This window comes from Pseudomonas sp. FSL R10-1339 (genome assembly GCF_009600545.1).
Classification (GTDB): Bacteria; Pseudomonadota; Gammaproteobacteria; order Pseudomonadales; family Pseudomonadaceae; genus Aquipseudomonas; species Aquipseudomonas bubulae.
In genome coordinates this window covers 63,890-84,986 of sequence record NZ_WIVQ01000002.1, presented here as the reverse complement: position 1 = coordinate 84,986, position 21,097 = coordinate 63,890, and the positions used below count along the sequence as shown (strand labels likewise).

At 58.2% G+C, this 21,097-nt stretch carries 20 protein-coding genes and 1 pseudogene; 5 read left to right on the top strand and 16 right to left on the bottom strand.

Translation table 11 applies throughout. The features are described from left to right. Window positions 1-120: 120 nt before the first annotated feature. The 6 genes from GHO03_RS01815 to exbB all read right to left on the bottom strand — a co-directional run bounded on the left by GHO03_RS01815 (window position 121) and on the right by exbB (window position 6,916). Window positions 121-1,515 (bottom strand): aminoacyl-tRNA deacylase and HDOD domain-containing protein, encoded by a 1,395-nt coding sequence (locus GHO03_RS01815; protein ID WP_169916456.1) that lies wholly within the window; start codon window positions 1,513-1,515, stop codon window positions 121-123. Between the two features lie 75 nt (window positions 1,516-1,590). Then, complete coding sequence (gene recG / locus GHO03_RS01810) at window positions 1,591-3,666, bottom strand: ATP-dependent DNA helicase RecG (protein ID WP_094999710.1); 2,076 nt, start codon at window positions 3,664-3,666, stop codon at window positions 1,591-1,593. 11 nt (window positions 3,667-3,677) lie between these two features. Beyond that, a complete protein-coding gene (locus GHO03_RS01805; RefSeq protein ID WP_094999711.1) occupies window positions 3,678-4,598 on the bottom strand; it encodes a hydrogen peroxide-inducible genes activator in 921 nt (306 codons plus the stop codon). Between the two features lie 162 nt (window positions 4,599-4,760). Further along, entirely contained in the window at window positions 4,761-5,507 is a 747-nt protein-coding gene (locus GHO03_RS01800) for an energy transducer TonB (protein ID WP_094999712.1), read from the bottom strand. Beyond that, window positions 5,504-5,929, bottom strand: coding sequence for a TonB system transport protein ExbD (gene exbD / locus GHO03_RS01795; RefSeq protein WP_016782713.1), 426 nt, complete (start codon window positions 5,927-5,929; stop codon window positions 5,504-5,506). Before exbD ends, GHO03_RS01800 begins: the two co-directional genes overlap by 4 nt. 6 nt (window positions 5,930-5,935) lie before the next feature. Continuing rightward, window positions 5,936-6,916 (bottom strand): tonB-system energizer ExbB, encoded by a 981-nt coding sequence (gene exbB / locus GHO03_RS01790; protein ID WP_094999713.1) that lies wholly within the window; start codon window positions 6,914-6,916, stop codon window positions 5,936-5,938. Between the two features lie 189 nt (window positions 6,917-7,105). Here exbB and GHO03_RS01785 point away from each other — a divergent pair, with 189 nt between their 5' ends. Continuing rightward, on the top strand, window positions 7,106-7,963 hold the full coding sequence (locus tag GHO03_RS01785) for an NAD-dependent epimerase/dehydratase family protein (protein ID WP_094999714.1): 858 nt from the start codon (window positions 7,106-7,108) through the stop codon (window positions 7,961-7,963). Between the two features lie 33 nt (window positions 7,964-7,996). On the opposite strand, the gene GHO03_RS01780 is transcribed toward GHO03_RS01785, so the two are convergent. From GHO03_RS01780 to GHO03_RS01755, 6 genes are all read right to left on the bottom strand, one after another. Next, a complete protein-coding gene (locus GHO03_RS01780) occupies window positions 7,997-8,761 on the bottom strand; it encodes a hypothetical protein (protein WP_094999715.1) in 765 nt (254 codons plus the stop codon). A 67-nt stretch (window positions 8,762-8,828) separates the two neighbouring features. Then, window positions 8,829-9,209, bottom strand: coding sequence for a RidA family protein (locus tag GHO03_RS01775; protein ID WP_016782709.1), 381 nt, complete (start codon window positions 9,207-9,209; stop codon window positions 8,829-8,831). A gap of 24 nt (window positions 9,210-9,233) precedes the next feature. Further along, window positions 9,234-11,339 (bottom strand): bifunctional GTP diphosphokinase/guanosine-3',5'-bis pyrophosphate 3'-pyrophosphohydrolase, encoded by a 2,106-nt coding sequence (spoT, locus tag GHO03_RS01770; RefSeq protein ID WP_016782708.1) that lies wholly within the window; start codon window positions 11,337-11,339, stop codon window positions 9,234-9,236. Window positions 11,340-11,399: 60 nt separating this feature from the next. Next, window positions 11,400-11,663, bottom strand: coding sequence for a DNA-directed RNA polymerase subunit omega (gene rpoZ / locus GHO03_RS01765; protein WP_016782707.1), 264 nt, complete (start codon window positions 11,661-11,663; stop codon window positions 11,400-11,402). 168 nt (window positions 11,664-11,831) lie between these two features. Beyond that, entirely contained in the window at window positions 11,832-12,452 is a 621-nt protein-coding gene (gmk, locus tag GHO03_RS01760; RefSeq protein WP_016782706.1) for a guanylate kinase, read from the bottom strand. Window positions 12,453-12,465: 13 nt separating this feature from the next. Continuing rightward, the gene (locus GHO03_RS01755; protein ID WP_095017870.1) at window positions 12,466-13,329 is read right to left on the bottom strand and encodes a YicC/YloC family endoribonuclease; all 864 of its coding nucleotides are present in this window, start codon (window positions 13,327-13,329) and stop codon (window positions 12,466-12,468) included. A gap of 206 nt (window positions 13,330-13,535) precedes the next feature. Here GHO03_RS01755 and rph point away from each other — a divergent pair, with 206 nt between their 5' ends. From rph to GHO03_RS01740, 3 genes are all read left to right on the top strand, one after another. Beyond that, window positions 13,536-14,258 carry a ribonuclease PH gene (gene rph / locus GHO03_RS01750; protein WP_016782701.1) on the top strand — a complete coding sequence of 241 codons (723 nt, stop codon included), beginning with the start codon at window positions 13,536-13,538 and terminating at the stop codon, window positions 14,256-14,258. A 49-nt stretch (window positions 14,259-14,307) separates the two neighbouring features. After that, complete coding sequence (locus GHO03_RS01745; RefSeq protein ID WP_094999718.1) at window positions 14,308-14,676, top strand: DUF4870 domain-containing protein; 369 nt, start codon at window positions 14,308-14,310, stop codon at window positions 14,674-14,676. A 638-nt stretch (window positions 14,677-15,314) separates the two neighbouring features. After that, window positions 15,315-16,589, top strand: coding sequence for a hypothetical protein (locus tag GHO03_RS01740; RefSeq protein WP_153398981.1), 1,275 nt, complete (start codon window positions 15,315-15,317; stop codon window positions 16,587-16,589). A gap of 76 nt (window positions 16,590-16,665) precedes the next feature. On the opposite strand, the gene GHO03_RS01735 is transcribed toward GHO03_RS01740, so the two are convergent. Beyond that, complete coding sequence (locus tag GHO03_RS01735; protein ID WP_016782698.1) at window positions 16,666-17,445, bottom strand: exodeoxyribonuclease III; 780 nt, start codon at window positions 17,443-17,445, stop codon at window positions 16,666-16,668. A gap of 83 nt (window positions 17,446-17,528) precedes the next feature. Here GHO03_RS01735 and pyrE point away from each other — a divergent pair, with 83 nt between their 5' ends. Then, entirely contained in the window at window positions 17,529-18,170 is a 642-nt protein-coding gene (pyrE, locus tag GHO03_RS01730; RefSeq protein ID WP_094999720.1) for an orotate phosphoribosyltransferase, read from the top strand. A 62-nt stretch (window positions 18,171-18,232) separates the two neighbouring features. On the opposite strand, the gene argB is transcribed toward pyrE, so the two are convergent. The 3 genes and pseudogenes from argB to dut form a co-directional block, all read right to left on the bottom strand. Further along, a complete protein-coding gene (gene argB / locus GHO03_RS01725) occupies window positions 18,233-19,138 on the bottom strand; it encodes an acetylglutamate kinase (RefSeq protein WP_016782696.1) in 906 nt (301 codons plus the stop codon). 25 nt (window positions 19,139-19,163) lie between these two features. Then, a pseudogene (locus tag GHO03_RS01720) lies at window positions 19,164-20,585 on the bottom strand (phosphomannomutase/phosphoglucomutase); the annotation flags it as partial. A 55-nt stretch (window positions 20,586-20,640) separates the two neighbouring features. Beyond that, complete coding sequence (gene dut, locus GHO03_RS01715; RefSeq protein ID WP_016782694.1) at window positions 20,641-21,096, bottom strand: dUTP diphosphatase; 456 nt, start codon at window positions 21,094-21,096, stop codon at window positions 20,641-20,643. Between the last annotated feature and the right edge of the window lies 1 nt (window position 21,097).

Sequence of the window (21,097 nt, the reverse complement as noted above, 5' to 3'; positions counted from 1 at the left end):
GCCCCTCACCCTAGCCCTCTCCCAGAGGGAGAGGGAACTGAACGCGCGCGATTTCAAGAACACCGACAAGCCCCATCCCTCTCCCTCCGGGAGAGGGATGGGGCTTGTGCTTTTAGCTATTCAAGCCTGACCGAACTGCGCTGCCATCTCGCGCAGCAACACTTCAGCCTCCAATACTTTGCCCACCACCGCCTCAGCCTTTTCTCGTGGCACGCCAAGACGCTCGAACAACGCATCCGGCAACGGCGCACACGCACCGTGACCGACTCCGCGGCTGCGCAGCAAGCCCAGCGCCACACACACCAGGTTCGGATACTGCGCATCCACCCCCACATAAGCCGGATCGTGTTGATAGCGTACGGCAATCGCCAGCTCATCCGGCATCCCCCAAAAGCGCATCAGCCAGGCGCCCATCTGTTCACGGCTGATACCCAACAGGTGCTGCTCGATCAGGCTGTGGCTGACATGGGGGTTTACCTCAAGATGCCGGCAGATCAGCGAAAAATGCGGCGGAAACACATGGGCCAGCAGCAGGTAACCAAAATTGTGCAGCAACCCGCCCAGATAAGTCATGCCGACTTCGGGGCGCTGCTCCCGGGGCATGGCCCGGGTCAGCCCTTCAATCACCGCCGCGGTGTAGATCGACTGCTGCCAGTAAGGAGTGCTCGATTGCGGATGGTCCTTGGGCAGGCTCAGGGTTTTGCCCAGCGACAGGCTGAGTGCCAGGTTGATCACCAGATCAACCCCCAGCACGCGCACAATGGCGTCTTCGACCGAGCGAATCTTGCTCTGCGAGGCGTAAAACGATGACGAGGCCCAGCTCATGACCTGCGCCGCCAGCGCCGGGTCAGTTTCCACCACGCTGGTGATTTCATCGATGGTCACGTCAGGGTCGGAGCGCAGCCGCATGATTCTGCGCACGCTCTCGGACAGCGGTGGCAGTTCGATGGTGGCCTCCAGCCGCTGCTGGATGCGCCGCGCCGTGAAGGCCTGCACTGCCCGGGTGATGGCCTCGCCATCGTCCCCGCCGAGATCAGGTGTGATGGCGCCCAAAGGCTCGCCAAAACGGCCGGCGCTGGCGTTTTTGAGCAGGGGTTTGAAGTCTTGCTGGGCAATCTCCAGCCACAGGCCCGGTTCACCCGTGCTGATTAGCAGCGAGGGTTGTTGCAGCAAGTGTTCTTCGTACAGGCAGGGCGAGTTGACCAGCGCCGGCAAGCCCGGCAGCTGGCTCAGGCCATGCTTGTCCAGCAAGACCTGCAGGCGCTCCGGCGCAACGGCGGTCATGCGCCGCCCGGTCAAGTCGGCCAGACGGTTCAGATCAAGTAAATGATTCTGGGTGAACAGCACCAGCAGGGGACCGATCGAATCGTCGAGCAGTACGGCGTGCACCTTGCGCGCAGGGTCGAGCCCCGGGTGATCCGGGACTTTGCGATAGGCAACAGCCAGGTCACCGAGCAAGCGCCCGATAACGGACGGCGTGCTCGCAGCAACAAGGGCACTGGCAACTTCAGTCATGGTCTGCATCCGTTCTGTACAACTTGATTTTGATTAGCTCTTGATCGGCCGCCGGGCCATTTACTGAATGGTCTTTTACACCTGACCATATTGCTGACCGTGGCGCAGCCAGCGATCAAGCAGGGGGCTGACATGGCTCGGCCAGCGTTCGATCAACGCCTGGGCGGCCTCGCGCACGGCGGGCAGCAGGTCGGCATCGCGCATCAGGTCGGCGACCTTGAATTGCAGAAGACCGGTCTGGCGGGTGCCGAGCATTTCGCCGGGGCCGCGCAGTTCGAGGTCTTTTTCGGCGATCACAAAGCCATCGTTGGTCTCGCGCATGATGCCCAGGCGCTGACGGCCGATTTGTGACAGCGGCGGGTGATACAACAGCACGCAATGGCTGACGGCACTGCCCCGGCCCACGCGACCGCGCAACTGGTGCAGCTGGGACAGGCCGAGGCGCTCGGGGTTTTCGATGATCATCAAGCTTGAGTTGGGCACGTCGACGCCCACCTCAATCACCGTGGTGGCCACGAGCAATTGCAGCTCGCCAGCCTTGAAGCGCGCCATGACTTCAGCTTTTTCAGCGGGCTTCATTCGCCCGTGAATCAACCCGACGCGCAGTTCACCCAAGGCGCTGGAGAGGTCTTCAAAGGTGGTTTCGGCAGCCTGGCAGGTCATTTCTTCAGACTCTTCGATCAGGGTGCACACCCAATACGCCTGGCGCCCTTCAGCGCAGGCGGCGCGCACCCGCTCGATCACTTCAAGACGCCGCGTATCGACCACCAGCACCGTATTGACCGGAGTACGGCCCGGCGGCAGCTCGTCGAGGATCGAGGTGTCGAGGTCGGCATAGGCGCTCATGGCCAGGGTGCGCGGGATCGGCGTGGCAGTCATGATCAGCTGGTGCGGGCACATCACCCCGCCCACGCCTTTGTTGCGCAGGGCCAGACGTTGCTGCACGCCAAAGCGGTGCTGTTCGTCGATGATCACCAGCGCCAGGTTTTTGAACTGCACGTTGTCCTGGAACAGAGCATGGGTACCGACCACCATCGGTACGCCGCTGGCGATTTGCTCCAGCGCGCTGACCCGGGCCTTGCCCTTGAGCTTGCCGGCCAGCCACGCCACTTCAAGGCCCAAAGGCTCGAGCCAGCGCTTGAAGTTGATGAAGTGCTGCTCGGCGAGGATTTCCGTGGGGGCCATCAGGGCAACCTGATAACCCGCCTCAAGTGCTTGTAACGCTGCCATGGCCGCAACCACGGTCTTGCCTGAGCCCACGTCGCCCTGAATCAGGCGCAACATGGGTTCGGGCTGACTGAGGTCGTAGGCAATCTCGTTGCCAACCCGGGTCTGCGCGCCCGTCGGCGGGAAACCCAGATTGGCGAGGAACTGCACTGGCAGTTTTTTCGCCTTGGGCAACGCCGGGGCTTGTTGTGAACGCAGGCTCTCGCGCAGTCGCTGTTGCGACAGCTGGTGAGTCAGCAGCTCCTCAAAGGCCAGGCGGTGCTGGGCCCAGTGATGGCCCAGGGCGAGTTCTTCAACATCAGCATTGGCAGGCGGCTGATGCAGATAGCGAATGGCTTCATCCAGCGGGGCCAGTTGATAGTCCTTGGCCAGCTCCGGCGGCAACCAGTCGGGCAGGCTGCGCGGGCCGAGCATGGCCAGGCTTTGCTGGCTGAGCTGACGCAGGCGCTGTTGGGTCAGGCCTTCGGTGGTGGGGTAGATGGGCGTCAGCGTGGTGTCGACAGGTGGCGGTTCGTCGCCGGTAATGGCGCGGTATTCGGGATGGTAGATCTCCAGTCCCGAAGCGCCGGGGCGGGCTTCGCCATAGCAGCGCACTTCGGTGCCACGTTTGAGGCTTTCCTTCTGCGCATTGCTGAAGTGGTAGAAGCGCAGACTCAGGCCGCCGGTGCCATCGTTGATGCGCACCAGCAAGCTGCGGCGCTTGCCCATGACCACGTCGGCGCCAATGACCCGGCCCTCGACAACGGCATCCTGACCGGGGCGCAAAGCGCCAATCGGGACAACGCGGGTGCGGTCCTGATAGCGCAACGGCAAATGGAACAGCACGTCCTGGACGTTTTCCAGTCCGACCTTGGCCAATTTTTCGGCCATGGCCTCACCGACGCCCTTGAGCGCGGTGACCGACACTTTCGACAACTCGGTCATTGCAGTGGCACTTAGGTCGCGGCAGGCGGCTTGGCCACCGAGCACAGGCGGATCGAGTCTGCGAGGATTTCAATCGCCTTTGGCCGCGGGAAGCTGGCGCGCCAGGCGATGGCAACGGTGCGAAACGGTACCGGCGGGGTCAGCGGACGCACAGCCAGGATGCCCGGGGCATAGTGATGACTGTCGACAGCCGACAACGGCAGAATCGAGATACCCAGGCCGGAAGCGACCATGTGGCGGATGGTTTCCAGCGAGCTGGATTCGACCGTGGTGTGCATGGCGCCATCATTGCCTTTGGCCACAGTCGGGCAGGCTTCCAGCACCTGATCGCGGAAGCAGTGACCTTCGCCCAGCAACAGCAGGCTCTTGTCGTTGAGCAGGCTGGCGTCGATGGTGTCTTTTTTGGTCCACGGGTGCTCGCTGGGCATGAGCACGTAAAACGGCTCGTCATACAGCGGCATGGTCAGCACGTCGGCTTCCTGGAACGGCAGGGCGATGATGATTGCATCCAGCTCGCCGTTGCGCAGTTTGTCGCGCAGCACATGGGTGAAGTTTTCTTCGATATACAACGGCATCTGCGGGGCAACCCGGTGCAGTTGCGGGATCAGATGCGGGAACAGATACGGACCCACGGTATAGATCGCGCCTACTTTAAGCGGAGCGGTCAGCTGGTTCTTGCCGGCCTGAGCCAGTTCGCGAATGCCCTGGGCCTGCTCCAGCACCTTTTGCGCCTGGGCCACGATGGCTTCGCCCACGGGGGTTACACGCACGGCACTTTTGCTGCGCTCGAAAATCAGCACACCGAGTTCGTCTTCCAGTTTTTTCACACCCACCGACAGGGTCGGCTGGCTGACATGGCAGCGCTCGGCGGCGTGGCCGAAGTGCTGCTCTTGGGCGAGGGTAACGATGTAGCGTAATTCTGTAAGCGTCATAGCGTGCGTCCCTGTGGTTGCGGGCCAAGCATAGCGGCTGCAATCGATAGACGCACGTTATCAGACATTACCCTCAGAGCTACAGTAGCCAATCAAGGTATGACTGGTTTTTTATCCAGACCGCAGATGCACAAAGGGCACCCTGAGGTGCCCTTTGTGGTGTTAGCGCCGACGTTTATCGATGGAATAAACGAAGGGTGCCACGATCTCGATGCTGCCATTGGTCAGCATTTCAGGCGGCGGTTTGGGCAAGGGTTGTGCCCGGCGAATCATTTCCAGGGTGGCCCGGTCCAGATCGGCGTTGCCAGAGCGCCCTACCAGTTCGTAGGACAGTACCTTGCCTTCGGCGTCTACCACGAAGCGCAGACGGTTCAAGCCTTCCTTGCCACGGGATTGCGCAGCAGGCGGGTACTTTTTGTACTTGCCCAGGTGACTGAGCAAAGTGCCTTCCCAACTGGCCTTGGCCGCCAGTTGTTGCGCCGACGGCCCCGGTGCCGGTGCAGCGGATTTCTCGCTGGTATTTTTGGTCGGCGTTGCGTCGCTCGGTTTCTCTTCTGAAGGTTTCTCTTTGACCGGGTCCGGTTTTTCCACAGGCTTGGGCGGTTGAGGCTTTTGCTTGGGCTTGACCGGTTTGGGTACAGAAATCTTCGGCTTGGGCGCTTCGGCCAGCTTGGGTATCGGCAACTCTTCCACTGGCGCCGGGGGTTGTGGCGGTGTCACCACTTTGGGCGGCGCAGGCGGCGGTGGTGCTGGCAGCGGTGCCAGGTCAACCATCATCGCTTGCGGCGGAAGTTCGATAGCGCGCGGGTTGGACCATTGCAGGGCCAGAATCACGGCCACTGCATGGATGGCCAACACCGCGGCCAGGCTGATTGCGTAACGCGTCATCTTTTGGCGCGCTATGGTCATTTCTTGGCTGCCGTCTCAAGTCCGACCAGACCCACCTTCAAATAACCCGCTGCGCGCAAAGCATCCATCACGCTCATCAGGTCACCGTAGTCCACGCCCTTGTCGGCCTGGAAGAAGATCGTCGTGTCTTTGTTGTTGTGGGTCCTGGCATCCAGGGTCGGGCCCAGGGCTTCAACCGTGACCGGTTCTTCGCCCAGGTACAGGCGCTGATCAGCCTTGACGCTGAGGAACACCGGTTTCTCAGGACGAGGCGCCGGTTTGGCGCTGGAAGCAGGCAAGTCAACCTTGATATCCACAGTGGCCAGCGGTGCTGCCACCATAAAGATGATCAGCAGTACCAGCATCACGTCAATAAAGGGGGTGACGTTGATTTCATGGTTTTCGGCGAGATCGTCATCGCCTTCTTTTAAATGCAGGCCCATGGCCGATTACCCCACTTTCACCATGTGCGGTTGCGAGCTGCGCTCGGGCGGCAGGTGATCGAGGTCACGGCTAACCAACAGCAACACTTCAGCAGATGCATCCGCCACCTGGGCCTTGTAGCCGGTGATGGAGCGGGCGAAGACGTTGTAAATCACTACCGCAGGGATCGCTGCGACCAGGCCCAGTGCCGTGGCCAGCAGGGCTTCGGCAATACCCGGCGCAACAACTGCCAGGTTGGTGGTCTGGGTTTTGGCGATGCCGATAAAGCTGTTCATGATGCCCCATACGGTACCGAACAGACCGACGAACGGTGCTGTGGAACCGATGGTGGCGAGTACGCCAGTGCCGCTGCTCATGTTGCGACCGCACGCTGCAACCAGACGCTCAAGACGGAAGCTTACACGCTCCTTGATGCCTTCTTTTTCACGGCTGTTGGCCGACAGGCGCATTTCTTCAAGGGCGTCCTGCACCAGCAAGTGGGCCAGGGTGCCTTCTTTGCCAGCCGTCTCGCTGGCTTCTTTCAAGGTGCGAGCTTTTTTCAGTTGGGCAATTTCACTGCGCAGACGACGCTTGGCACCCAGGACTTCAAAGCCTTTGGCAATCCAGATCGTCCAGGTGATGATCGAAGCAATAGCCAGGCCGATCATTACGATTTTGACGATGATGTCTGCGTTTTTGTACATGCCCCAAGGCGACAGGTCATGGGCCATGCCCAGGCTGTTGTCTTCTTCTGCGACTATTTGCGGCGCGTTATCGGCTGGCGCAGCAGCGCCTTCAACCAGTGTAGGATCAGTCGTACCCGGTGCAGCAACAGGTGCCGGGGCAGCTGCTTCAGTGGCCGCGTGCACGGCCGGGGCAGCAGGCTCGTCGGCAAATGCCGCAACAGGTGCCAACATCAAGCTGAACATCAGCGCCGCCACCCCACGCCAGACGCGTGCAGGGCTCGAAGGCTGGGTTGGCGAAGCGGTGGGATGATTGCGTGTCATGCTAGCCGGACCTGAGAAAAGTAATGAGGTAATGCCCTACAACGCGTTGTAAGACCAAGGGCAAAATGATGGGTTATTATTGCAAGTAATTCTTGTTAACAAAAGCAATAGCATCTGTTTTTTTCGGAAGTCACGACTTTGGTCGTGCCAAATTACGTCTTTTTGTAACTTTTCATTAGGATTTTTGCGATGCCCAAAGCCTCTGTATTGATCGTCGGATGCGGTGATGTCGGCAGCCGTCTGGCGACTCAACTGCTCGACCAGGATTGGCAGGTCTACGGCCTGCGCCGCTCCATTGACCGTTTACCCACGGGCGTTATCGGTGTGGAGGGCGATTTGTTCAGCGAGCAATGCCCGACGCAATGGCCAACCGGGCAAATTGACTACGTGGTGTACAGCGCGGCGGCGACCGAGCATGACGAAGCGGGCTATCAGGCGGCATATGTAGACGGCCTGAAAAACACCCTGAGTTGGCTGGAGCAGCATGGTCAGCGACCCAAGCGTCTGCTGTTTGTATCCAGCAGTGGCGTTTACGCCCAGAAAGACGGGGAATGGATCGACGAAACATCGCCCGCCCTGAGCACCAACTACTCTGGCCGGATCATCCTGGATGCCGAGCGAGTGGCGCTGGAGAGTGGCATCGCTGCCAGCGCGGTACGCCTGACCGGGATCTACGGGCCGGGTCGTGAATGGCTGCTGGGGCAAGTGCGCAAAGGTTATCGCGTGGCGGTTGAGCCGCCGCTGTATGGCAACCGTATCCATGCCGATGATGCTGCGGGGCTGCTGGCCTTTCTGCTGGAGGCTGATCGTCAGGGCAAGGCGCTGGATGACTGCTATATAGGTGTGGATAACGCACCGGCGCCACTGGCAGAAGTGGTGGACTGGTTGCGCGAGCGGTTGGGCATTACCGAATGGGCCGCCGAAGCGAGCGTGCGCCGCGCAGGCAGCAAGCGCTGCAGCAATGCCCGCGCCAAGGCGCTGGGCTGGGAGCCGCGCTATTCGAATTATCGCGAGGGCTATGCTGCGATTTTGGGGGAGCAGGCCTGAGAGTTATCTTGTGGGAGCGGGCGTTTGGTTGGCTTACAGCTTCTCCAGCGCCCACTCACGCTTGCCCGGGTAGAACTGGGGCATTTCGTCGGGCGCTGAGACGTCCACCGCCTCGAAGATTTCAAGTGTGCGGCCTTTGCGCACAAAAATATGCGCTGCGCCCATTTCCCCCTGCTGAAGCCAGAGGCTGTCCAAACCGCCGCTCATAGTGGCGCAGTCACCTCCCAGGCACAGCTCATAGCCATTGATGCCAGGCAATCCACTGACTTGCCCCTTGGGCGAGAATGTCACCTTGGCACCCTGACCTGCACCACTCAGTACGCGCCATTCGCCCCCAAGATAGGCTGACTTGAGTGCCTGCTCAAAATGCACCGATTTGAACAAATCTGCATTTGTGCCCCGGGAAACTTCACCGACATCACTTTGAGCTGGACGTACGAACGCCTGCCGCGGAAAGGATTCAGTCGCTGCCTGTATTAATTCAGAGCCTTCGAGCTTCAGGTCAGTATTTTCACCGCCATAGAAATTGACCTTCCACGACGCGCTGCCATCAGGCACCAGCGTACCCTCGTCCCGCTCAAAGCTGCTTCGCCAGGTGGCCTTGGCGTTTTTGGCGTCGATGCTCCATTCCAGGGTTGGCCCTGACGACGACAAGGCGTCAAGCAGGCCGCCACCCTTGGCCGCTTCATCTATTGCTGCCTGATTGATCCAGATGCCACTGATATCACGGGGGGCGGGTTCGCTGGCACAACCACCCAAAACAATGGAGAGCAGTGACAACACTAGCGCTTTGCGCATGGTGGAATCCTTTTGAAACCGGGAAGAGCGGGGGGTGGCGCAGCATGAAGACGCTGCGCCGAGGGCGTTACTCAATAACCAGAATAGCGTCCATTTCTACCTGCGAGCCCTTTGGCAGTGCAGCAACGCCAATGGCGGCGCGAGCCGGATAGGGTTGTTCGAAGTAGGTGCCCATGATCTCGTTGACCTTGGCGAAGTGGCTCAGGTCAGTCAGGAAGATGTTCAGCTTGACGATGTCCTTGAACGAACCGCCTGCGGCTTCAGCGACCGACTTCAGGTTTTCGAAAACCTGGATGGTCTGGGCTTCAAAGCCTTCAACCAGTTCCATGGTTTTTGGGTCCAGCGGGATTTGACCGGACATGTAGACAGTATTGCCAGCTTTGATCGCCTGAGAATAAGTACCGATTGCAGCAGGTGCCTTGTCGCTGGTGATAACAGTCTTGGACATGGGTGACTCCTTGTAATTAGATGGCTACGCACGCATGCGAGTGATGCGGATAACCCCGGTAAGGGCGCGCAGTTTTTTGATCACGCGGGCCAGGTGTACACGGTCGTGTACGCTGACCACCAGTTGGACCACGCTGATGCGACCATCGCGTTCGTCCATGCTGATCTTTTCGATATTGCCGTCGGCAGCGTTGACGCTGCTGGCCAGCAGCGCAATCAGGCCGCGCTGGTGTTCCAGTTCGACGCGCAATTCAACGTTGAACTCGCCGGTAACGTCCTTGGCCCACGACAGCTGAATGCACTTTTCGGGGTTGTGGCGGATTTCACTGATATTGCGGCAGTTGTCCAGGTGCACGACCATGCCTTTGCCTGCGGACAAATGGCCAACGATCGGATCCCCCGGGATCGGCGTACAGCATTTGGCGTAGCTGAGCACCAGGCCTTCGGTGCCGCGAATCGCCAGTGGGCCTTCCGGGCTCGGCAATGCTTCGCCTTCGCCCAACAGGCGTCGGGCCACCACGTAGGCCATGCGATTGCCGAGGCCGATATCTTCGAGCAGGTCTTCGATCTGCTCCAGGCGGTACTCCTGGAGCATGGCCTGAACGCGTTCGGCCGGGATCTTGTCCAGCGCGCTGTTGAAGCCGTTAAGCACCTTGTTGAGCAGGCGTTCGCCCAGGTTGACCGACTCGGAACGGCGTTGCAGCTTGAGGGCATGGCGAATATGGGTACGCGCCTTGCCGGTGACCACAAAGTTAAGCCAGGCCGGGTTGGGTCGGGCGCCGGGAGCGCTGACGATCTCGACCGTGGAGCCGCTTTGCAGCGGCTCGGACAGCGGTGCGAGACGCCGGTTGATGCGACAGGCGATGCAGCTGTTGCCCACATCGGTGTGCACCGCGTAGGCAAAGTCGACGGCCGTGGAGCCTTTGGGCAGCTCCATGATCCGTCCTTTGGGCGTAAACACGTAGACCTCGTCCGGGAACAGGTCGATCTTCACGCTTTCGATGAATTCGAGGGAGTTGCCGGCGCGTTGCTGCATTTCCAGCACGCCCTTGACCCATTGCCGCGCCCGGGCGTGGGTGCCCGTGTGCTGCTCGTCGCCACTGGACTTGTAAAGCCAGTGGGCGGCGATGCCGTTGTTGGCCATTTCTTCCATTTCACGGGTACGGATCTGGATCTCGATCGGTACGCCATGCATGCCAAACAGCGTGGTATGCAACGACTGGTAGCCGTTGGCCTTGGGAATGGCGATGTAGTCCTTGAACCGGCCCGGCAGGGGCTTGTACAAATTATGTACAGCGCCCAGCACGCGGTAGCAGGTGTCGACCTTGTCGACGATGATCCGGAATGCGTAAACATCCATGATCTCGTTAAAAGCCCGGCGTTTGCCGCGCATCTTCTTGTAGATGCCGTAGATATGCTTTTGACGACCGCTGACTTCGCCCTGAATGCCATCGATGGCCAGGCAGTGGCTGAGCGATTCTTCAATTTTGTTGACGATTTCCTTGCGATTGCCCCGGGCGCGTTTGACCGCCTGATAAATGCGCGCGGAGCGCATCGGGTACATCGCCTTGAAACCGAGGTCTTCGAATTCGATACGAATGCTGTGCATGCCCAGCCGATTGGCGATGGGTGCGTAGATTTCCAGGGTTTCCTTGGCAATCCGTCGGCGTTTTTCGCCGGACAGCACTTCGAGGGTGCGCATGTTGTGCAGACGGTCAGCCAGCTTCACCAGGATCACGCGGATATCGCGTGCCATGGCCATGGCCATCTTCTGGAAGTTTTCAGCCTGGGCTTCGGCCTTGGTTTCGAAGTTCATCTGAGTCAGCTTGCTGACTCCATCGACCAGGTCGGCCACGGTTTCGCCGAACTGCGCTACCAGCGCTTCCTTGGCAATACCGGTGTCTTCAATCACGTCATGCAGCATGGCCGCCATCAGGCTCTGATGGTCCATATGCATGTCGGCAAGGATATTTGCCACTGCCAGCGGGTGCGTGACATAAGGCTCGCCGCTGCGTCGGCGTTGGCCGTCGTGGGCTTGTTCTGCGTAGAAGTACGCCCGGCGGACCAGATTGACCTGGTCCGGGCCGAGGTACGCCGACAAGCGATCGGCGAGGGCGTCTATGCTCGGCATGAGGAAACCTCCTGCCAAAACTTTTTACCCTTCGCCGTGCTACGTCGACCGGGCATAGGCTTAGTTCGCCTCGTTGGACTCGTCCTCGAACGCTGCGAACAGCGGTTCGTCTTCGACGATTTCAGCGTTGGCGATAAACTCGTAGCTCATCAGGCCTTCTGCGATTTCGCGCAGGGCAACAACGGTAGGCTTGTCGTTTTCCCACTGCACCAGAGGCTCTTTACCGCCGGTGGCCAGTTGACGGGCACGCTTGGTAGAGAGCATGACCAGCTCAAAGCGGTTATCCACGTGTTCTAGACAGTCTTCAACGGTTACGCGGGCCATGGTCTTCCTCGTAGCAAATGCAATATGCGCGCTGCCCGGATGGGCGAGCGGACTGAACAGTTTAAAAAATCACCAGCCATTAGGGAAGCGCTGATTTTTCCGTCACTGCTCCTAAAACCTCTGTAAGCGCCAATGTAAAGCCCTTACAGGGGTTTTGGGAAGTGTTCATTAACCGAGCAGTTCGGCCAGTAATTTGCCAAAACGCTGTTGCTGGCGTTTTTGCTGAAGGCGATTGGCACGGAAAATGGCCTTCAAGTCTTCAAGTGCCAGGGCAAAATCGTCGTTGATGATCAGGTAGTCATAGTCCACATAGTGGCTCATTTCACTCACGGCTTCACGCATGCGTGCGTCAATGATTTCGTCGCTGTCCTGGCCGCGGTTGTCCAGACGCTGACGCAAGGCTTCCTGGCTTGGCGGCAGGATAAAGATCGAGCGCGCCTGCGGCATCAGCTTGCGCACTTGCTCTGCACCTTGCCAGTCGATTTCCAGAATCAGGTCGTGGCCTTCATCCAGGGTCTGCTGCAGGTGGCTTTGCGAAGTGCCGTAAAGGTTGCCGAACACTTCGGCACGTTCCAGGAAGTCACCGTGCTCGATCATTTTCACGAACTCTTCGCGCTCGACAAAATGATAGTTCACGCCATTCACTTCACCTGGGCGCATGGCACGGGTGGTGTGCGAGACCGATACCCGGATCTGCGGCTCAACGTCGATCAATGCCTTGACCAGGCTGGTCTTGCCTGCGCCCGAAGGAGCAGAAACGATATAAAGGGTGCCAGTGCTGTGGGTCATGTCAGGGTGTGCCTTACTCAATATTCTGTACTTGTTCACGCATCTGCTCGATCAACACCTTGAGGTTGACCGCCGCTTGGGTGCTGCGTGGATCGAATGCCTTGGAGCCCAGGGTATTGGCCTCGCGATTCAGTTCTTGCATCAGGAAGTCCAGGCGTCGCCCGGCAGCACCCCCCGATTTGAGTACGCGGCGTACTTCAAGAATATGGGTGCTCAGGCGGTCCAGCTCTTCGGCTACGTCGCTTTTTTGCGCGAGCAGAACCATTTCCTGTTCAAGGCGCTGGGGGTCAAGCTCGGCCTTCATGTCGGCAAAGCGATCGAGGACCTTTTGACGCTGGGTGGCGAGCATTTGCGGTACCAGCTCGCGCAGGGTTTCGACATCGCTTTCGATGGCGGTCAAGCGATCGCTGATCAGGCGGGCCAGTTCCGCGCCTTCGCGCTCACGGCCGTTTTTCAGTTCTTGCAGGCCTTGCTTGAACAGCGCCAGGGCCTGGGTGTTCAAGGCTTGCGGGTCGCTGGCATCGGCTACCAGAACACCGGGCCAGGCCAGGACTTCCAGCGGGTTAAGCGCGGCAGGCTGCTTGATCAGGCTGGCGATGGTCTCGGCGGCGGCCACCAGCTGGGCGGCACGCTCGCGGTCAACCTGCAGCGGCTTGCCGGTGGTTTCTTCAGTGAAACGCAAAGTGCATTCCAGCTTGCCCCGGGAGATGCCCTGGCGCAGCGCTTCACGCACCGCGCCCTCGAGGTCACGGAAAGATTCAGGCAGACGCAGGTGCGGCTCCAGGTAGCGGCTGTTGACCGAACGCAGCTCCCAACTCAGGGTGCCCTGAGTGCCGGCGCTTTCGACGCGGGCAAAGGCGGTCATGCTGTGCACCATGGACGGTACCTCGCGATTGGATGAGTTAAGCCTGGCGGCAGGTTAGACGACAGATTGTAACGCAGTGCGGGCAACTGCCCCAAATGGCGTCGGTCGTAAATACATCCAATCTTCGTTCCCCGCCAGGGTTCACAGACGCGCCCTGCGCAGCCATGGCCTTTCCTTTATAATGCTCGGCAGTTTTCCGTCCCGTACAGGTATCCCACATGAAACGTCCAAGTGGTCGCGTTGCCGATCAGCTCCGCCCGATCCGCATCACCCGCAACTACACCAAACACGCAGAGGGTTCTGTACTGGTCGAGTTCGGTGACACCAAAGTCATCTGCACCGTCAGCGTCGAGAATGGCGTACCGCGGTTCCTCAAAGGCCAGGGCCAGGGCTGGCTGACTGCCGAATACGGCATGCTGCCACGCGCCACCGGCGACCGTAACCAGCGCGAAGCCAGCCGCGGCAAGCAAGGCGGGCGCACCCTGGAAATCCAGCGCCTGATCGGCCGCTCCCTGCGTGCTGCACTGGATATGTCCAAACTGGGCGATATCACTTTGTACGTCGACTGCGACGTAATCCAGGCTGACGGCGGCACCCGCACTGCCTCGATCACCGGCGCCATGGTTGCTCTGGTCGACGCCCTGAAGATCATCAAGAAGCGTGGCGGCCTCAAAGGCGGCGACCCGATCAAGCAGATGATCGCGGCGGTATCGGTGGGCATGTACCAGGGCGTACCGGTACTTGACCTGGACTATCCTGAAGATTCGGCAGCCGAAACCGACCTCAACGTGGTGATGACCAGCAGCGGCGGTTTCATCGAAGTTCAGGGCACCGCCGAAGGCGCACCGTTCCAGCCTGAAGAGCTGAACGCCATGCTGGCACTGGCACAAAAAGGCATGAACGAAATTTTTGCCCTGCAACAAGCGGCATTGGCCGACTAAATTGCCGGATTGACTGTCAAAGCCTTCAAACGACCAACCGGAGAACGTGATGAGTGAGCTGGATCTTTCAACACCCAAACCGGGCCGCGACGCCCGGAAATGGGCGATGTTCTGTCATTTTTCGGCGTTCCTCGGGATGTGGTTTCCGTTTGGCAGCCTGATCGGCCCGCTGATCCTGTGGCAGGTAAAGCGCGAGAGCGACCCGTTTATTGACGACCAGGGCAAGGAAGCACTGAACTTCCAGATCACCGTGGCGATTGCTTCGGCCATTTGCTATGTGCTGATGTTCGTGCTGATCGGCTTTGCGCTGCTGGGCCTGGTACTGATTGGCGCGGTAGTGCTGGTGGTGATTGCAGGGGTCAAGGCCAATGACGGGGTGGTGTACCGTTATCCCTTCACCTGGCGGCCGATCAAGTAACGTTTCAGTCAGCAACTCAGGCGCCTTGTAGAAAAGCCCACCTCGGTGGGCTTTTCTACGCTTGCTGATTGCGGGAGCCAAAACAACAGGTGAGTGGGCGTCAGTACGATGCTTTGTTTATCCAGGCATTCGTTTAACGACAACTACTTACTTATGCGCGCTAAATAAACCATGCCTTTAAGAGAGCCTCATTTTAAAGCGCACCGTTATTTATCGCGCCATGTTAGTGCAATGGCCATCTGTGAATACCGAATTTAAAAAAAGACCAAGTGGCACTTGAAAATATGCTGTTGACTATTTGTTTTTGCTCGTCTAGTTTTTATGTCGACTGCTTGATCAGTCTTCGCCACTATCTTTAAGGATAAAGATATTATGAAAACTGCCGTGATGAACTCTCAAAAAGGTGCTGCACCCCATTGCTCTGGCGGCAGTGGACACCGATAGAAGCAGAGATAGCGATCCAGTATTATAAAAACTTTTGTTTCTCAATAAAAATACCAAGCAATGTATCCCGTCCTGCCACCCGCGCTGGAAGTGGATGAAATCTGGCATCATCTTATCTTGGATATGCGAACTTATAGGGATGCCTGTTAGCCTATATTTGGGCATTACATGATAACCCTATGGAAACGTCGAACGTGAAGTTGACCTATGAGCAAAATCTAAAGGAAAACTTATGGAATTTTATTGTCAGTCGACTCTTTCCATTTTTTGGCATTTCCATCGCTGCGGCGCTGCTCGCGCACAAGAATATTGCCGATCTTCCTGTGTTCGCCTATGTCCTGGCGATCTTTTCAGTTATATCTACCCTTTTCTACATGCCGCTGGCGGCCATTGGCAATATCGTTCATCATCAAAAAAATGCGCTCACTCCCCAGGCAATCTTTGAGAGCGGACTGTCGATAGCGGTTTTATTCGCTGCCATTGCGTTTGCCGCAGCCCTTGCCGTATTCGCTTACCTCCCCTCCATCCGTTTTCTGGACAGCCTTGACAGGGATAAACTCTTTTACCTGTCTCTTATTTATATTCCGGCCATCCCTTTGCTGGTAATCAATACCTTCACCCATCTTTTCCACGAAGCCTCTGGACACTCCTTGCCGTGTGCAACCGTAAAGAAGTGGTGCACGTGTGCAGGCTGCGCATTCCTGATGTTTTGTTTTGTTTTTTGCAGCAAGCACGACTTTGTTTTCTTGGCTGTTGGCTACTTCTTGATTGTCGAAACAGCCCTCTTCATCTCCCTGGCCTGCCTCTCTATGCGGCTCGGATACCGGCACATCCTCGTCAAGCCAAAAATACTGGCAGACGTCGTTTCAATGGGCTTTCCTATTGCCGCCGGGGTAGCGGGGCAAAAATTGTACTTTTACCTGCTTAACGGAAAACTGCTGTCGCTGAATGAAAGCCTGGTTGCCGATCTTTCGATCTGTATGTCTATTATCGGATTTCTCAGCATTCCGGTCATAGCGTTCGCTCAGCTTCATAGCGTCTATACCAGCCAGCATATCGTGGATGTGGACAAGATCTACCCGCGCGGACAACTAGCCGCCGCCGTGCTCATGGCCGTGATTGCAGGGGGTTTTTATGCGCTGGGAAGCGGTTTGTTTTTTATCTTTGGCGACCGCTCGCTGACGTTTACCAGTGAAGGATTTGTGGCGATATGCATGTCGGTATTGAGCTCGCTTTACTTCTCGCTCACGGCAAGCCACTTGCGGGCAATGCGAGACACCCTGATCCCTCAAGTACTGATCAATACCTTTATGCTTGCAGGGTTTATCCCGGTCATTTACCTGTATGACTTTAATAGCCCTTCAATCTATCTATTCATCGTACTGCAGGCTGTTGTCACTTTTATTGCCGCTGTGCTTTTGCAGTACCGGATACGCACCTTGCATAAACGAACGCCCAGTTTCGCCTGAAAGTGCCTCGGATACAAAAAAGGCCCCCGCCCTTGATAACAGAGCGGGAGCCTTTTTCTGGATCTGCGATCAACACTTAGATAGTCAGTGTCCAGTCGTAGTCCACGATCAATGGCGCGTGCTGCGAGAAGCGTGGCTGACGCGGCATGCGAGCGCTTCGTACAAAGCGGCGCAAGCCCGGTGTCAGCAGCTGGTAGTCAAAACGCCAGCCCAGATTCAGCATCTCGGCCTGTTCGTTATCCGGCCACCAGCTGTACTGGTCACCTTCCCGACTGACTTCACGCAGGGCATCGACATATCCCATGTTGCCGACAATCTCATCCATCCAGGCCCGTTCAGGCGCCAGGAAGCCGGGCGATTGCTGGCTGTCGCGCCAGTTTTTAATGTCGAGTTTCTGCTGCGCCACATACAGCGAGCCGCAGTAGATGTACTCACGACGCTTGCGACGCTGCTTATCTAGGTAGCGGGCAAAGTCGTCCATTAGCTTGAATTTTTGATTCAAGTCTTCATCGCCGTTCTGCCCCGAAGGGAGCAGCAAGGTCGCGATGCTGACCTTATCGAAATCGGCTTGCAGGTAGCGCCCGTAGCGATCGGCCGTCTCGAAGCCAAGCCCGGTGATGACTGCTTTCGGCTGTAACCGCGAGTACAAAGCCACGCCACCTTGGGCGGGGACTTCGGCGTCACAGGCATAAAGAAAGTAGCCATCGAGCTGGTAGGCTGGATCGTCCAGTTCAAAGGCGGAGGCACGGGTGTCCTGCAGGCAGATAACGTCGGCATTCTGAGCTTGCAGCCAACTGAGCAAACCGCGCTCGACTGCCGTCTGAATACCATTGACGTTCACACTGATGATCCGCATAAATGGCCCCAAAAATCACGTGCGTGTATGATACACGCCGTCTTACTAATTAGCTAAATCCGTGGTATCTGGGGACTTTTTTCATGCAAGCGTATCAGCGCGATTTCATCCGCTTTGCCATCGATCGTGGCGTTTTGCGCTTCGGTGAGTTCACCCTGAAGTCGGGCCGTACCAGCCCTTACTTCTTCAATGCCGGGCTGTTCAACACCGGCTCTGCACTGGCCCAGCTGGGGCGCTTCTATGCTGCCGCCATCGTTGACAGCGGTATTTCCTTCGACGTGCTGTTTGGTCCGGCCTATAAGGGCATCCCCCTGGCGGCGACCACTGCCGTAGCGCTTGCCGAGCACCACGACCGTGATCTGCCGTGGTGCTTCAACCGCAAGGAAGCCAAGGCTCATGGCGAAGGCGGTAGCCTGGTTGGCTCGCCGCTTGAAGGCGATATCCTGATCATCGACGACGTGATCACGGCCGGTACCGCTATCCGTGAAGTGATGCAAATCATCCAGGCCCAGGGCGCCAAGGCGGCCGGCGTGATGATTGCCCTCAACCGTCAGGAGCGCGGCAATGGCGAGCTGTCGGCGATCCAGGAAGTCGAGCGCGACTTCGGTATTCCGGTGATCAGCATCGTTTCGTTGAACCAGGTTTTGCAGTTCCTGGCCGAAGACGAAACCCTCAAGCAATACCTGCCAGCCGTTGAAGCGTACCGGGCGCAGTACGGGATTTAATCCCCTCGCCCATCAAAAAGCCCCGCCCGGATCACTCCGGGCGGGGCTTTTTTTGGTTCTGCTTAAGCCGGTTTGCTGTTGGTAATCAGCGTACCCACACCGGTATCGGTGAAGATTTCCAGCAGTACGGCATTCGGCACGCGACCGTCGACGATATGCGCCGTGGTCACGCCACCTTGCACGGCTTCCAGCGCGCAGCGGATTTTTGGCAGCATGCCACCATAAATGGTGCCGTCGGCGATCAGGTCATCCACCTGAGCGGTAGTCAGGCCGGTCAGCACCTTGCCTTCCTTGTCCATCAAGCCGGCGATGTTGGTCAGCAGCATCAGTTTCTCGGCCTTGAGGGCTTCGGCAACCTTGCCCGCCACCAGGTCGGCGTTGATGTTGTAGGACTCGCCATTGGCGCCCACACCGATTGGCGCGATAACCGGGATGAAATCACCCTTGGTCAACATGTGCAGCAGGTCGGTATTGATGTCGATGACCTCGCCCACATGACCGAAGTCGATGATTTCCGGCTTGGTCATTTCCGGCGTCTGACGGGTCACGACCATCTTTTTGGCGCGAATCAGCGTCGCGTCCTTACCGGTCAGGCCGATGGCACTGCCGCCGTGGCGGTTGATCAGGTTGACGATTTCCTTGTTCACATGGCCGCCCAGCACCATTTCCACCACATCCATGGTTTGCGAGTCGGTCACGCGCATGCCGTCGATAAAATGGCTCTCGATGGATAAACGCTTGAGCAGATCACCGATTTGCGGGCCGCCACCGTGGACCACGACCGGGTTGATACCCACGGCCTTCATCAGCACGATGTCACGGGCAAAGCCGGTTTTCAGGTCATCGTTCTCCATAGCGTTGCCGCCGTACTTGATCACCAGCGTCTTGCCGACGTAACGGCGAATGTAGGGCAGCGCTTCGGACAAAACCTTGGCGACGTTGGAGGCGGCATCACGTTCGAGGGTCATTCAGGGCTCCGGTAGAACAAGTCGATCAAAACGGTAGTTGGAGATCAGGTGCCACACGCTTCAATTGAGCGTGAAAGACATCCTTGATGCGTTGCAGTTCGGCCTCTGTTTCGGCCTCGAATCGCAGCACCAGCACCGGCGTGGTGTTGGAGGCGCGAACCAGGCCCCAGCCATGAGGGTAGTCAACCCGCACACCATCAATGGAGGTCAACTCGGCGGCCTCGCCCCATTGAGCATCGTGCAGAGCCTCAATGATGCTGAATTTGCTCTCGTCCGTCACATCGATATTGATTTCAGGCGTAGAAATATCGTTCGGGAAGGTCTCAAACAGCTCTTCAGCGGTTGCCTGACGCTTGCTGAGGATCTCCAGCAGGCGCGCAGCGCTGTAGATACCGTCGTCAAAACCGAACCAGCGCTCTTTGAAAAAGATATGCCCGCTCATTTCGCCAGCCAGCAGGGCGCCGGTTTCTTTCATTTTCTTTTTGATCAGGGAGTGACCGGTTTTCCACATCAGCGGGCGGCCGCCACAGGCTTCAATCCAGGGTGCCAGTCGACGTGTGCACTTCACGTCGAAAATGACCTCGGCTGTCGGGTTACGCTCCAGGACATCCTGGGCAAACAACATCAGCAAACGGTCCGGGAACACCATGGTGCCGGTGTTGGTCACCACGCCCACGCGATCGCCATCACCATCGAAGGCCAGGCCTACATCGGCATTGCTTTCCTTGACCTTGGCAATCAGGTCCACGAGGTTTTCCGGCTTGCCCGGGTCAGGGTGATGGTTGGGGAAGTTGCCATCCACCTCACAGAACAACGGGATCACTTCACAACCCAACGCTTCAATCAGTTGCGGTGCAATCACGCCAGCAGCGCCGTTGCCGCAATCGACCACTACTTTCAAGGGCTTGGCCAGCTTGATGTCACGGGTAATCACTTCGGCGTAGCGCGACAAGATGTCAACGCGTTCAATGCTGCCTTCGCCCCAGGTCAAATCGTTGGTTTTCAGGCGTGTATGCAATGCCTGAATTTGTTCGTTGGCCAGCGTATCGCCCGCGATCACGATTTTAAAACCGTTGTAGTTGGACGGGTTGTGGCTGCCTGTGAGCATGACCCCCGACTTGCCTGCCAATACGTTAGCCGCGTAATACAGGGCGGGTGTCGGCACCAGCCCCACATCACTGACCTGGCAGCCACTGTCCGCCACACCCTGGATCAGGCGTTCGACCAGCTCAGGGCCCGACAAGCGCCCATCCCGACCTACCGACACATGGGGCTCACCCTTGGCCAGGCTCTCGGCGCCAATGGCGCGGCCTATCCAGTACGCGGTTTCAGCCGTCAAGGTTTCCGGCACCACGCCACGAATATCGTAGGCGCGAAAAATGCTGTCAGGGAATTTCGGTGCGACCGAAGCTGAGCTACTCATTGTAGGGGGAGACTCCATGTTCAGAGGGGTTCGGGGATGCGTGAAAGGCCAGGCAGGACGCCTGGCCTTGAAATACAAATCAGAGCTTGCCGGAGTGGCCAAAACCGCCAGCGCCACGCTGGCTTTCGTCGAACTCTTCGACCAGCTCAAAGTGCGCCTGCACTACCGGCACCAGCACCAGTTGAGCGATACGCTCGCCGATGGTGATGTTGAAGGCGGTCTGGCCACGGTTCCAGCACGACACCATCAGTTCGCCTTGATAGTCAGAGTCGATAAGGCCGACCAGGTTCCCCAGTACGATACCGTGCTTATGGCCCAGGCCCGAGCGCGGCAGGATCAGGGCGGCAAGGCCCGGGTCGCCGATGTACACCGACAGGCCGGTGGGGATCAGCAGTGTCTGGCCCGGCTCCAGAACGGTGTCTTCTTTAAGCATGGCGCGCAGGTCCAGGCCGGCAGAGCCAGGAGTGGCGTACTGCGGCAGCGGGAATTCGTTACCAATGCGAGGGTCGAGGATTTTGGCTTGCAAAGCGTGCATA